The 13,174-nt window shown below is 59.8% G+C and carries 13 protein-coding genes; 8 read left to right on the top strand and 5 right to left on the bottom strand.

The features are described 5' to 3' along the window. Positions 1–17 precede the first annotated feature (17 nt). From ABY948_RS01260 to ABY948_RS01245, 4 genes are all read left to right on the top strand, one after another. Positions 18–272 carry a DUF5676 family membrane protein gene (locus ABY948_RS01260; RefSeq protein WP_461480687.1) on the top strand — a complete coding sequence of 85 codons (255 nt, stop codon included), beginning with the start codon at positions 18–20 and terminating at the stop codon, positions 270–272. 256 nt (positions 273–528) lie between these two features. After that, positions 529–942, top strand: coding sequence for a hypothetical protein (locus ABY948_RS01255; RefSeq protein WP_461480686.1), 414 nt, complete (start codon positions 529–531; stop codon positions 940–942). 56 nt (positions 943–998) lie between these two features. After that, positions 999–1,397 carry a cupin domain-containing protein gene (locus ABY948_RS01250; RefSeq protein WP_461480685.1) on the top strand — a complete coding sequence of 133 codons (399 nt, stop codon included), beginning with the start codon at positions 999–1,001 and terminating at the stop codon, positions 1,395–1,397. A 122-nt stretch (positions 1,398–1,519) separates the two neighbouring features. Then, a complete protein-coding gene (locus tag ABY948_RS01245) occupies positions 1,520–2,692 on the top strand; it encodes a porin (protein ID WP_461480684.1) in 1,173 nt (390 codons plus the stop codon). 114 nt (positions 2,693–2,806) lie between these two features. Here ABY948_RS01245 and ABY948_RS01240 read toward each other — a convergent pair whose 3' ends face one another. From ABY948_RS01240 to ABY948_RS01220, 5 genes are all read right to left on the bottom strand, one after another. Continuing rightward, positions 2,807–3,289, bottom strand: a complete 483-nt coding sequence (locus ABY948_RS01240) for an FKBP-type peptidyl-prolyl cis-trans isomerase (protein ID WP_461480683.1) — start codon at positions 3,287–3,289, stop codon at positions 2,807–2,809. A gap of 49 nt (positions 3,290–3,338) precedes the next feature. Further along, the gene (locus ABY948_RS01235; RefSeq protein ID WP_461480682.1) at positions 3,339–4,127 is read right to left on the bottom strand and encodes an ABC transporter ATP-binding protein; all 789 of its coding nucleotides are present in this window, start codon (positions 4,125–4,127) and stop codon (positions 3,339–3,341) included. A gap of 63 nt (positions 4,128–4,190) precedes the next feature. Next, entirely contained in the window at positions 4,191–5,267 is a 1,077-nt protein-coding gene (locus ABY948_RS01230) for a PepSY-associated TM helix domain-containing protein (RefSeq protein WP_461480681.1), read from the bottom strand. 99 nt (positions 5,268–5,366) lie between these two features. Then, positions 5,367–7,472 (bottom strand): TonB-dependent receptor family protein, encoded by a 2,106-nt coding sequence (locus ABY948_RS01225; protein WP_461480680.1) that lies wholly within the window; start codon positions 7,470–7,472, stop codon positions 5,367–5,369. A gap of 14 nt (positions 7,473–7,486) precedes the next feature. Further along, positions 7,487–8,278 (bottom strand): HpcH/HpaI aldolase family protein, encoded by a 792-nt coding sequence (locus ABY948_RS01220; RefSeq protein WP_461480679.1) that lies wholly within the window; start codon positions 8,276–8,278, stop codon positions 7,487–7,489. Positions 8,279–8,412: 134 nt separating this feature from the next. Between ABY948_RS01220 and ABY948_RS01215 the strand changes: the two genes are divergently transcribed. The 4 genes from ABY948_RS01215 to ABY948_RS01200 form a co-directional block, all read left to right on the top strand. Then, positions 8,413–9,612: an ATP-grasp domain-containing protein gene (locus ABY948_RS01215; protein ID WP_461480678.1), complete on the top strand. Its 1,200-nt coding sequence runs from the start codon at positions 8,413–8,415 to the stop codon at positions 9,610–9,612. Further along, the gene (locus ABY948_RS01210) at positions 9,609–11,357 is read left to right on the top strand and encodes an IucA/IucC family protein (RefSeq protein WP_461480677.1); all 1,749 of its coding nucleotides are present in this window, start codon (positions 9,609–9,611) and stop codon (positions 11,355–11,357) included. Before ABY948_RS01215 ends, ABY948_RS01210 begins: the two co-directional genes overlap by 4 nt. 1 nt (position 11,358) lies before the next feature. Next, positions 11,359–12,513: an MFS transporter gene (locus ABY948_RS01205; protein ID WP_461480676.1), complete on the top strand. Its 1,155-nt coding sequence runs from the start codon at positions 11,359–11,361 to the stop codon at positions 12,511–12,513. Continuing rightward, on the top strand, positions 12,491–13,174 hold a 684-nt coding region (locus ABY948_RS01200), incomplete at its 3' end, for an IucA/IucC family protein (RefSeq protein WP_461480675.1). The genes ABY948_RS01205 and ABY948_RS01200, both read left to right, overlap by 23 nt.

Here is a 13,174-nt window from a genome sequence, read left to right as displayed (position 1 = left end):
TTCAGGAGGGTACAAAGATGACATTGCAACCATTCAAGTTTGGCTTGGCCGCCGGGCTGACCAGTGGCTTACTGTGGATACTCTGCAGCCTGTTGGTCTACCTGCTGCCGGCTTTCATGATGGCCATATCCGGGCACATGATCCATATGGAGATTGCCACCCTGGGCTGGCACCTGACCCTGGCGGGCGTTTTCTGGGGGCTGGTCGGCTGGTTTGTTTCAGCCCTGTTGTTTGGCTGGCTGCTGGCCGCCATTTACAACAGCCTGCGGTAAGGCATTCCAGTCTGCCGGAACCATCGTCCCGCGACCGCATTAGACAGCGGTTGCGGGGGGCGGCAATCGCCCTATCCAAACGTTCCCTTTCCCCATTGCATTGCCAGAGGGGAGCGGAGTACGCTCCGGAAAGCAAAGCCACAGGAGCGGGCATCGCCCGGGATCAAACGCAACCCGGGATTTTGGGCGGCGACGCGACCATGCCCCGGCTTCAATTCCTGTCGCCCCCCCACAGTACGGTTGGATGATTCACCCCATGCTCGATTACTTTGGCAACCTTTCGAAAGGCAAAATGGTGCTCTGGTGTTACCTGCTCTGGTATCTGGTGACCCTCTATTTCTATTTCGACCCCGCGCCGCGCCTGTGGCTCAACTCCCTGGGCATCAGCGCCGTGATCGGTCTTGCCCTGATGCTGAGCGTCAACAGCCCGCAGGGCGGTCGGAGCGATCACTGGCAGACCTTTCGCCTGTTCATGATGCCGTTCGGGGTGTCCAGTTTTTCCTCGCTGATCAAGAACCAGGGCTTTATCCTGGTGATCCCCCCCCGTGCCGAGGAACAACTGGTGGCCGCGGGATCGTGCCTGCTGTTTGTCACTCTGGTACTGCTGGTCAAGTGGGCAGCCCGGCGGGGCACGGAATCGGCCGGCGACCCAAACACCAACACAGAGTGAATCCGCCCCGTCGATCAAGTACTATCAGCCCTGACACTCATCGGGGAGAGATCACCATGAAACGCCGCTATCCGCTGCTGTTGCTGGCCCTGTTGGCCGCTGGCACAGCCCACGCCCAAAAACTGCTGCTGTCGGAAATCCAGCCGCCGGCGGATCTGGACAATATCCATGTGGCGAAGCTCAACAGCGACAAGAACGCCTCGGACTTCATTGTCTTCGTGAAGAAGTATGTGCCCCTGCACAAGCACGTCCTGCACACGGAGACCCTTTACATCCTGGAAGGTACCGGAGTGATGCAACTGGGAGACGAGGAGTTCGAGGTGGGTCCCGGCGACTACATCAAGGTGCCGGAAGGCACGCCCCACGGGGTCAGAACCACCTCAACTGTGCCGTTGAAAGCCCTTTCCGTGCAGGCGCCGGAATTTTTTGGCAAAGACCGGGTGCCGGTGAACTAGCCGTCCAGAAGGCCAGCTTCCAAAAACGCCCCATTTTGGTGCTTTATCATTAGATTATTTGGCGTTCCTGCTTATATAATCTTCCGAAATAACGCAGAACAACAAGAGATAGGGGGCAGAGAGTGGTCAACAGAACTGCGTGCGGTCGCGCACGGCAAAAATTATCCACCGGCATTCACAGGGTAGCAGCAGTCCTGCTGGTGGCCAGCGCCGCCTCGCCTGCCCTTGCCCTGGACGAACTGAAACTGCAACACAGCGACGACCTGTGGATATCCGTCGGTGGCGGGATCAAATTCGAGCAGACCAGCCGCAACAGCGACACGGATGACAGCAACGAATTCACCATCGCCAGTATGCGAACCTACTGGGCCGGCCAGCTCAATCAATACCTGAAGTGGAGCATCAATACCGAAAAGTATGAAGGCGATTCGGTGATGATGATCGACGCCATTGCCCAATTCGACCTGGACCCAAGCCTGCGCCTGTGGGTGGGTCGCACCCTGGTGCCCACCGACCGACCGGGGCTCAATGGCCCCTACGCCGCCCTGACCTGGAACCAGTACCGCCAGCCGCTGTTTCCCGCCGACTACGATGGCCCCGCCGGCCGCCTCGGCCGCAGCGAAGGCGCTGTAGCCTTCGGCACCCTGGATCGGCTGCAATACACCGTCGGCGTTTTCGAGGGCGCCCACGGCCAGAGCAACGATGACCACAACCTGCTCTATGCCGGACGGATCGCCTACAACTTCCTGAACGTCGAATCCCTGTGGGGTTATTACACGGCGGGCACCTACTACGGCAAACAGGGCGATATCCTCACGGCGGCGGTGAGTTTCCAGACCCAGAAGGATGCCACCGGCAGCGAGCAGAACCCCGGCGATTTCCTGGGTTATGCCTTTGATATATTGTCCGAGATGGTGCTGGACAACCATGGGGTACTGACCGTTGAGGCCGGTTACAAGAACCTGGACAGCGACTACACCCTGGCCTCCCCCCCCGGCGATGGGCTGACCGATTGCTTCTGCCTGTTTGAAGGGGATTCCCACTACGCCACGGCGGGTTATCTGTTCCCGCAGAAACTGGGGCCGGGCCAATTCCAACCCTATCTGCGTTACACCAAAAATGACCCCGACGATGCCGACAGCAGCGATACCACCGAATGGGGTGTCAATTACGTGATTAATGGCAACAAGGCGACCGTCAACCTGCACTATGTCACAGGTGACGCCAATGCCAGCGGCTATGCCGGCGGGGATACGGATATTGTGTCGCTGGGCCTGCAGTTGCAGTACTACTAAGGGGCACTGCTACCAGGGGGGCTGCTACTAAGAGGGCTACTACCAGGGGCACTGCGGGTGATCTGCATCACGGGGTTGGGCGGTCGCGCCAACCCCGCTGCCCGGGGATTGAAATCAGTGCTCGTGACCACCCGGTCCGTGCACATGTCCGTGCTTGCGCTCTTCTTCCGTTGACGCGCGCACGTCGACAATTTCCACATCAAAGGTCAGGGTTTTTCCCGCCAGCGGGTGATTGATGTCGATATCGGCGTTGAACTTGCCCACTTTCACCACGGTGACCGGGCGCAGGCCTTCCTTGGTTCTGAGGGGCACCATCATGCCGGGTTCCAGTTTGCCTTCATACTGCAGGTTCTTCAGACCCACCCGCATCAGGTTGTCTGACAGCAGGCGGCCATAGGCCATTTCCGGCGGCAGGGTAATGGTGTAGGTATCACCCACTTCCTTGTTCAGCATGGAACCCTCAAGGGCTTCAATCATGTTGCGATAGCCGAACAGAAAGGTAGCGGCCTCGTCATCGCGGGAGGTCTCTACCACCTCGCCGTCCTGATCGGTCATGGTGTAGTGGAAAGCCACCACGGCATTATCTGTGATTTTCATGGTTCAATAATCCTGGCTCGGCAAAACGGCGCATTATGGTGACCTTGGCCTAGGCTGGCAAGACCTGGTAGAAACCGTTCGAGATACTGACCGCCAGCGGCATGGTGAACAGTTCGGACAGGGCGGCATCGGTAAACAATTGCTCTTTGGGGCCATCCGCCACCACCCGACCGTCGGCAATAAACACCACGCGCTTAATTTCCGGTGGAATTTCGTGAATATGGTGGGTGGCCAGCAGAATGGTTTTACCCCGCTGCAACAGATTGCGGATGCTGTGCAGATATTGATAGGTGGCGTGCAGGTCGAGACCGCTGGTGGGCTCGTCGAGAATCAGGTGATCCGGATCGTGGATCAGGGCGCGGCCCAGCAGACAGCGGCGCTGCTGGCCGGTGGACATCTGCCGGTAGGGGCGATTGGCCAGTTCGGCGATGCCCAGATCTTCCAGCACCGCCCTGCCCCGGGTCAATTGATCCTCAGTGACATTCTGATAGTGGAACAGGCCGATGGAGTTGTGCAGTCCGGACACCACCACCCCGAGACCACTGACATCGGGCACGAAGCCCTGTTGCAGGTCGGCGGACACCAGGCCGATCTTTTCCCGCAACTCCCACAAAATGGGGCGCTCCTGACCGAGAATGCGCACATGGGCATCCTCCCGAACCACCGGGTACAGTTCCCGGGTGAGCAGTTTCAACAGGGTGCTTTTGCCGGCGCCGTTGGGACCGATGATGGCGGTGCTTTCACCCTGCGCCACCGCCAGGGAAAAGCCGTCGAAAACCTTCTTGTTGTCGCGATAGACGGTGGCGTTATGGATATCGAGAAGTCGGGGTTGTTGCATTGATTCTGGTTCCGTCCTGAACAGCCAGGTGGCCATTATTTGACTCATTTATCCCGGTCGGCACTACCTCCGTTGCAACAGTAGTCTCTTGCGGAGCCACAAGTATAATCCAGTCGCGAATAGCAGCCCAGGCGCCAATCCTCCCAGGAGAATCAGGCAACGGCCTATCGCGCCCAATGCGTCCCCGCTGTGCAGAGGAAAGAGCCAGATCAGCAAGGAATTGCCGGCGGGCACAGCCAACGCGTTTCTTTCCCCTAGCACCTCACCGCTGTACTGATCGACCCACACCAAGCTGGCGCCATGATTGTCCCAGGGCTCGCCCGCCTGCCGAAGAGAAAAGCGGTAGCTGTCCGACGTCTTGCGGGGCAAAAAAATCTGTTTGAGCTCAGCCTCGGGAAACTCCTTTCGGGCCACCAAAGCCGCTTGGTCAACGGTCAATGGCGCTCGCCCCGGGATGTGGACAGAAGTGGGAACCACTTCCTCGTCCATCGGCAGTACCCTCCCGACCCCCTGTTTCAACGGTTCAAAAAATACTAGAGCGACACCACTGATGGCGCTCAACATCAATACCGGTAACAGGTAAATACCGACGGTCCGGTGCAGGTCAAAGTTGAACCGAAAGGCCCCGGAACCGACCTTGATACCAAACGCCCTATTCCACCTCCCCTTTCTTGGCCACCAGAGAATCAGACCACTTACGCAAAAAAACAGTAGGCCCAAACCGAGAAAACCGACCAAGTAGTGACCGGGGGCTCCACTCAGCAGACGCATATGCAGGCGATAGATCCAGCTCATGGGGTACTTCCCCCAAGTCCGGACCGATACGACTTCCCCCCCACTGGGCGTCACCGCGACTTCCAATGGCCCTGGACTACCCGGAGTCTGAACAAACTGCACGACATGGGGACGACCCGGTTTACGGCCCAGCAGCAGCCGATAGGGCACGGCCTCCCCACCCGCCACCACTGCCGCATCCAATACCGCTTGCAGGGAGGAGGCGCTTTCGCCGTGTTCACTGCTGAGAATCGGGGTCATCGCCTCGTCCAGCTCGTGGTCAAAAACCAACAGGCTGCCACTGGCGCCGATCACCGTAAGCAGCAGGCCCAGCACCAGCCCCAGGTATTTGTGCAGAAGGACCAAGACAGGTCGCATGGCAGTCCATCAACTAGCGTAAATTGAACGAACGAAGGCAGGGGTTGCCGAGGCACGCCCCTGCCGGCAAAGGGTTAACCCAGAGCACTAAAAAACGTACTTTAGTTCAAGGCTGACCGAACGCGGCGGGGCCGGATAACGGCCCGAAGGGCTGACATCGATACCGCGGAAATAGTATTCCTTGTCAAACAGGTTGTTGAATGACAGCCCAGTGTACAGGGATGCACCCTCGCCCATCGGGGTGGTCTTACTGAGCTGCAGGTTCCACACCGTATAGGAAGGCAGCTCGCCGGTGGTGCCGGACGGGGTTTCCTCCTCGGTATTGGCCTGATCGCTGTAGGCGCTGCTGAAGTAAAAGCCGGACAGGGTGACATCGAGCTCGCGCATGGCATAAGTAGCATCCCAGACTACCTGGTCTTTCGAGGCATAGGGAAGTTCATTGCCCTTGTTGACCCCCTCGGACTGTTCACTGTCGAGATAATTGTAGGCCAGGTGCAGGCTGAGAGCGGGCAGGAAACTCGGGCTGTAGCGGCCCTCCAGCTCAATGCCCTGGTGGCGGGTCTCGCCGACATTGTCAAAGCTCTGGTTGGTGCTGTTGTAAATCAGCTGGTCCTCAAAGTCGATGCGATAAACCGAAAAGCCCAGACTGCTGGTCAACGTAGGCTGATAGCGGAAACCCAGCTCATAGTTCCACGCCAGTTCCGAACCCTCGTCGCTGGTGCCGCGGATCACGGCGATCTGGGGAACCCGCAGCGAGCGCTGGGCATTGCCATAGAAGAACCAGTCCCCTTCGGTCTCGTAACCGATAGTCAAGCCGGGCAAGGCCTCGGTGACCCGGTTGTCATCACCGCTATTCTTGCCGACATCGTCAAATTCCATTTCAACATTCTCGTAGCGCAACCCCGGAGTGATGGTGAGGCGCTGGTCCAGCAGCTTCATCTCATCGCTGATATAGGCGGCCACCGCGGTGGTGTCCAGCCGCCAATCCCGGGGTACCGATGTCACGCCTGTAGCAATAACCGTTTGCTTGAGCTTGTAGTTGATATTTTCCTTTACCAGGCGCGAGCCAAGCGTAATTTTGTGGCTGACGCTGTCGCCGTCAAACAGGAAACTGACGCTGGGTTCGGTGCCCCACACATGGAACTCGCGGGGAGATTTGCGCAGCAGGGTGGCCGGCGCGTCGGGATCGGCCCAGTGGTCGGCACTGGGGTCGGTGCTGAAATCCCATTGGAAATTGCGGGTGGATTTGTGCCCGAAAGTCACCCAGTTGAGCTCCCCCCCATCGGCCGCGCCAAGGGCTCCGAACTGCTGGTTGTAACGGGTGCTGAAACGCAGGGTATCGCCCTGGAATTCATCATTGGGACGCTGTGAATCGTCCCGGTCATCCCGATAAGCCTCTGTCGTCAGTGCACCCGGCATCTCGGTATCGGCGTTGTAATATTGGAACGTGGTATCCAGGGTTTTTTGCGTGTCGATTGACCAACGGGTTTTCAGCTGCCAGTTCACGACATCGGTATCCGAGTGATCGCGGAAAGATTCACCCTGGATCAGGTTGCCCTCCAGTTGTACGGCAAAACGGTCGCTGACCCGCCCGCCGGTGCGCAGATAACTGTCCGTCAGGGCATTGCCGCCCGCAAAGACGGTAGTCTTTTCCTCGAGACTGGTCTGCCAGCCTTCCGGGATCGGTTTGCTGACAAGGTTTATCACGCCACCGACATTGTTCGGGCCGTACTGCACGGCAGCGCCACCGCGCACGATATCGATGCGGTCGAGGCTTTTCAGCACAGCGGGAAACAGTGACTGGCCGGTGTGCCCGTAGGGGGCCAGTGTCAGCGGCACCCCATCCACCAGGAACTGGGTGTAACCACTCCTGCTGGCATTGAGACCGCGCACCGCCACGTTGGGCAAAACCCCGGTACCGGTTTCATCCTGCACCTTGATACCCGGCACCCGCTGCAGTGCATCGTCGATGGAGCGGCTGGCATTTTGCTGCAACTGTTCGGCCGACAGGATACTGCGGTTGCCCGGGTAGACCCGCACCTCTTCCGGCAGCGACTGGCCCAGCACACTGCCGGTCACCATGACTTCCTCAACGCCCGCAGCGGTTTCTTCCGCCGCCATCGCCAATATGGGAGCCTGTAACACAACAGCGCTCAGCAACACGCGTCCCGCGCGGTATTTTTTGTCTTTCATCGGTAGGTTTCCTTTTATGAATTGGAGATAGAAGAAGTAGCGGGGGACTTGAGCTGCTTGAGGTGAGCACTCAACTGCCGGAACAAAATGCCGCGGTCCTCCCCCGCCAGAAAGGCCCGGACACCAGCTCGGCGCCAGGTCTCGAGCTGGCCGGGGAAACGTGGTACGGCACAGAATGGAACTGTCGTTGCCGCACAGTCTTCAGAGATTCTGGTCAACACCGATTGCACCGCCGCATGCCGGATATCGCTGCCGTGTCCCATGGCAATGCTGAGATCCAGCGCCCCTTCCAGAATCATGTCGATACCGGGCTGGGCAAGTATCTCCGGCAGGTTCCGGGCACCTGCGGCGTCCTCAATCATCAGCACCAACATCACTTCGCGATTGGCCATCGCCGTGTAGTCGTCGATGGCGATTTGGCCGAACCCGGTGGGGCGACCACCAGTGATGCCACGCCGTCCCAATGGCGGGAAGCGCACCGCCTCGATGGCCACACGCGCCTGCGCAGCGTTGCTGACGCGGGGAATCACAATACCCTGTGCACCGGAATCGAGAGCCCGCCCAATCAACGCATGGTCATCCAGGGGGATGCGTACCAGCGCGGTGATGCCAGCGGCTTCCGCCGCCCGAATACTGTGCTCGAGCTCAACCGGCGAACGCAGCAGATGCTCGGTATCGATGATGACAAAGTCGTAGCCGGCGGCGGCAAACATCTCGCACAGCAGCGGTGAGGCCACGGAGTTGAGAATCCCAAACAACTCCTCCCCAGCGGCCAATTTCGCCTTTATCCCATTCTTTTTGAGCACTGCATCTCATCCCACAACTTTCAAATTAGTGCAAATGATAATGGCTATCATTTGTATTTACAACATCGAATTCTATGGGTACTCTCTGCCCCCTCACTCACCGAGGAATCAAAAAACAAATAGGGAGAAAACACATGGCAGACCAATTGGTACTGATAACCCATATTCTGCACCCCGCCGTCGTCAGCGGTTTTCTGCCGGCGGCAATGGAAATGGGGTATGAGGTCATCCTCGTTACCGACCGCGGGCTCGAGCACAAAAAGTTTTTTGTTGAGCACCCACAGCGACTGCCGGCACGGATTATTGAATGCGATGTCTTCAATCCCATCGCTGTCATCGAGGCCATGGATACACATGGCGTCTGTCCGTCCTCCGTGTTTTCAAATAGCGATCACCTGCAGGCCGTCACCGCCCTGGTAGCGAATTACTTTGCCCTGCCGGGGAAATCCTGGACATGTTGCTACAGGGCAAAGAACAAGGCCGCCATGCGCAATCACCTGCGGGAGTTGGGATTGCCGTCCACGCCATCACTGTTGCTGTGGCCGGGCCAGGATGTTCCAGAGTCGTTGTGCTGTCCGCTGGTCGCCAAACCCCACAAGGGGGCCGCCAGCCAGGATGTCCGGTTGTGCCGCAACCCTGAGGAACTAACCGAAGTGGTGAGCGCATTCCAGCGCCTTCACCACACCAACCCGCTACTGCTGGAGGGCTACCTGGAAGGCCCGCTGTTCACACTGGAAACCCTGGGAGACGGCACCCGCATCGTGGCCATCGGCGGCTTCGATGTGCGGCTCTCGGAAGAACCGCACTTTGTGGAACTGGAGGCCGTTTGGAACGGCGCAGTGAGCCTGGCCCAACGGCGCCAAGCGCTGGCCCAGTTGGAGGCTTTCGGGGTCGGCTTCGGTGTCTGCCACAGCGAATTTATCGCCACGGCCGAAGGGCCCCGACTGGTGGAGATCAACTACCGCAGCATCGGCGACGGCAGGGAATTCCTGCTGGACCGGCTGCTACCCTCGGGCTGGTTCAAACCCATTCTGGAACTGCACGCCGGGCAGCCACTGCAACCGCAAACTTCACCCCAACAGCAGGCCATCATCCGCTACCTGCCCGCCCGGCAGGAAGGTACCCTGGTACACATCGACGGGGATTTCGAATGTCAGCGCGACGGCATCACCTGGCGATTTCGGGCGCTGAAACAGATCGGCGATGAAATTCGTCTCCACCATTCCAACAGGGACTATTTGGCGGAAATTACGGCCCTGGGCCCGACCACCTCCGATTTGATAGCGGGATTAGAGGCATTTTGTAAGACACTCGACTGGCGGATCACCCCATGAGCAGGGATGGGAAGCGCTATATCTCGCAACGGGTGATCGACGCCTGCTTGCGGGAAAACCTGTTTGGCATCCTCGACAGGGGCCGCATCGTCCCGACGCTTCCCCCGTCGGCACCCGCGGCTATGGGCGCCGACGTTTCTGACCACTGGCTTGTGCTGCAATCGACCAACCGCTGCCTGTACGTGCCGGTGAGGCCATCCCGGCACATGCAACCCTGGCGCGCCGCATCCGATGGCTGGCTGGCCCACAATGGTCGGGACTGGCGCTGGGAACAAGGCTATGGGAACTGGCTTGGGCACTTGGCAGAGGGTCGCGGACCGGAAGTCTGCCAGTCCTTTGCACGTTATTGCGAAGAGGCCAATACCGCCGTCCGCCATTACGACATTTGCCGCGACGCCTACCGGCGGCAACGGCAAGCCCTGGCGCGGCCCATCGGGCAAATTTCCGACTGGCATCAAAGAATGTTATTCGGCGAACAGCTGGCCTCCTATCTGGACCACCCCTTTTACCCCACGGCCCGGGCCAAGCACGGCCTCGACGGGGCAGCGCTGGAACAGTATGCACCGGAATTCATGGCCACATTTTCACTGCGCTGGGTCGCGATCAAAAACGCCCGCGCCACCCAGATCGGGACACTGCCGCCCTGGTGGCCTGACTGCAAAGCGGTGGGGCTGCCCGCAGACTATGCAGACAGTCACACCCTGTTTCCGGTGCACCCTCTTACCTGGCCCCATTTGCAAGAGATGGCAGACGACATGGTGAGGGCTCCACTGGCCGCCGTCGAAGTACAACCCTCCCTCTCGGTCAGAACGGTCGCCGTCAAACCGGCGCCCCGCCATCACCTCAAGTTGCCACTGACCATGTCTACCCTCGGGGCCCGCAACACGCGACTGATCAAGCCCAGCACCCTCTACGACGGCCACCTCGTCGGGCAGATGCTGCGCTCACTCGCCGAGTCCGACCCGCGCCTCCGGGGTCGCTACCTCCACTGTCACGAGGAGACCGGCGGACATGTCGGAAACAGCAGGCAGCTGTGCTACATGATCCGCGAATACCCGGAGCAGGCATTGGCAGAGACCACCCCGGTGCCGGTCGCGGCCCTGGCCAGCCCCCTGCCGGACGGTCGCCTTTATGTGGAACACCTGGTTGACGCGTTCTACGGGGGAGACCTACACCGCTGGCTGGACGAATATCTGGAGCTGCTGCTGGGCGTCCACCTGCGCCTCTGGCTGGTGTACGGCATCGCCCTGGAAGCGAACCAGCAAAACTCGGTACTGGTGTACGAAGCGGGCCAGCCCCTGCGCCTGTTGATGAAAGACAACGATTCCGGGCGTCTGTTGTACTCGCGCTGCAGCGCGGCCGCACCGGAACTGGCCGGGTTACTGGAGCAGGTTCGCGATCGGCGCCTGCTGGCGGAGGACGACCTGGCGCTGGCGCAGATGTTTTGTACCATCATCCTGCAACTCAATATCGCCGCTGTCATTGAGGCGCTGGGCGAACGCAATCCACAACTGCGGGAACCCTGTTACGCCCGACTGCGGCAGAAACTGCGAAGCCTGCTGCTGGACCTGTCGGAAGAGGGGGTGGACATCAGCCCGGCCGAAGACAGCCTGCTGAATAGCGACCGGCTTTACGTGAAATACCTGTTGAGTGCCGGCAGCCTGTTCGACAAGCAGCAACTGGGCACCAGCGACATCAACAAATATTACGGCCTGTCCTGCCCAAATTTTCTGAGGGAGCATTGACATGCCCGTCGTCTACAGCATCCTTTTCTGTCACTTTCTGGCCGCCTTCAGCGCCTTGGGCATGCCCCTGTTTATCCCCCGCATGCTGTCCTGGCTAGCCCCTGATGCGCCCCCGTACAGCATCGGCGTGCTCTTCGTACTTCCCAGCGTCTGCACTGCGCTGGCAGCGCCGCTGTGGGGCCACTTCGCCGACCGCTACGGCAAGCGAACCTCGCTGCTGCGCGCCCAGTTGGGGCTGGCAGTCGGGTTTCTGCTGTCGGGATTCGCCACCACCCTTCCCGCGTTCGCACTGGGGCTGGTGATACAGGGATTGTGTGGGGGGACCCTGGCGGCGTCCAATGCCTACCTGGCCACCTGCCAGCGTGGCGAACAACTGGCCAAGAGCCTGAACATGACCCAGCTGTCGGCGCGCCTCGCCCTGATCTCGGGCCCCATAGCCATCGGTTCATTGATGCTCTGGCAGAACCCCCTGGTGATTTATCGGGTGCTGGTGCTGTTGCCCCTCGCGGCCTTCGCCCTGACGCTGTCGCTGCCAAAGGACACCGCCCAGCCCAAAGCGGATGTCCCATCAATCCCCGCCGAAGCAGGCGATTCCCTGGGCCCGCTGCTACTTCTACAATTTCTGTTCTGCTTTTCCATGGTGGTGACATTCCCCTATTTCCTGCCCTTTGCCGAAAGTAGTGGCCTGTCTCATCAGGGGCTGATCGGGTTCCTGTACAGCCTACCCCACCTGATATATATCCTGCTGGTAGTCCCGGTTGGCCGGCTGCGCTGGTCGGCCAGCGCCAAGACACTGCTGGGCATGGGGATGCTAGTGGCCTCCGGCCTGGGGCACTACTGGTTGCGGGGGGAACCACTCGCCCTGTTGGCCATGCGCCTGCTGTTCGGGCTGGGGATCACGGCCGGCTATGTCGGCATCAACCGCCTGCTGAGCGCCCGGGTCAAACCGGGACTGGCGGGCAGACTCTTTGGTCGCATGGACGCCATGGGCAAATGGGCCGGGGTGCTGGCGGGAATCGGCGCCGCGGTGCTGGTCCGCGGCGAACAGTTCCACACCCCCTTTCTGCTGGGCGCAGCCGGCGCCTGTCTCGGCACCCTAATTATCCCCACCTTGAGAAAAAGCGAGTTGTTCAATGACGAACCCGAACCCTGTTGAAACCCTTAAAGCACAGGTCCACGGCGAAGCCTCGGAGCACAATGCCATCAATTGCCTGCTCAACTGTTACATTCGCGAATACGCCACCGCCAAAGGCGAAGTGGCCTTTGACGCCGAGCTGCAGGAAGCACCTGCCATTCTCGCCTCTGCGGTGCGCCAGGGAGAACACTTGGTTTGTATCCAACTAACCGCCATCGGCTGCAAACTGCTGATCGCGGTCGACAGGGTCAGCTGCCTGGGGCGCTGTCGCTTTGTCGACAAACCCTATCTCCAGCTCCCGGGACAGGGTTGGCAGCCGGTGGGCGCGGAAACCCTGTGTCGGCTCCTGCTGCAAAACCTCAGCCAGGTGATGTCGGTAAGCTTTGACGAAGAGCTGGTGGAACAGGTCAAAAACAGTATAGAGACAACCCGCCTGTTCCTCTGCGGACAGGGACCTGCGCAATGGCCGGATGATGACTTTATTCGCTCCGAGCAAAGCCTGTTGTGGGGACACGCCATGCACCCCAGCCCCAAGAGCCGCCAGGGGGTGGCCATGGATGAGTTGCTCGCCTGCTCTCCGGAGTTGTCCACCCGCTTCCAGCTCTACTGGTTCGAGGTGGCTCCGGAACTGATCGAATGCTCCGGGGAAACGGCGGGGCACTATCCGCCCGCCCTCGCCGGG

It is taken from the genome of Porticoccus sp., assembly GCF_041592135.1.
Taxonomy (GTDB): domain Bacteria; phylum Pseudomonadota; class Gammaproteobacteria; order Pseudomonadales; family Porticoccaceae; genus Porticoccus.
The sequence above is the reverse complement of the archived record's forward strand: the minus strand, read 5'-3'. Positions and strand labels throughout refer to the sequence as shown.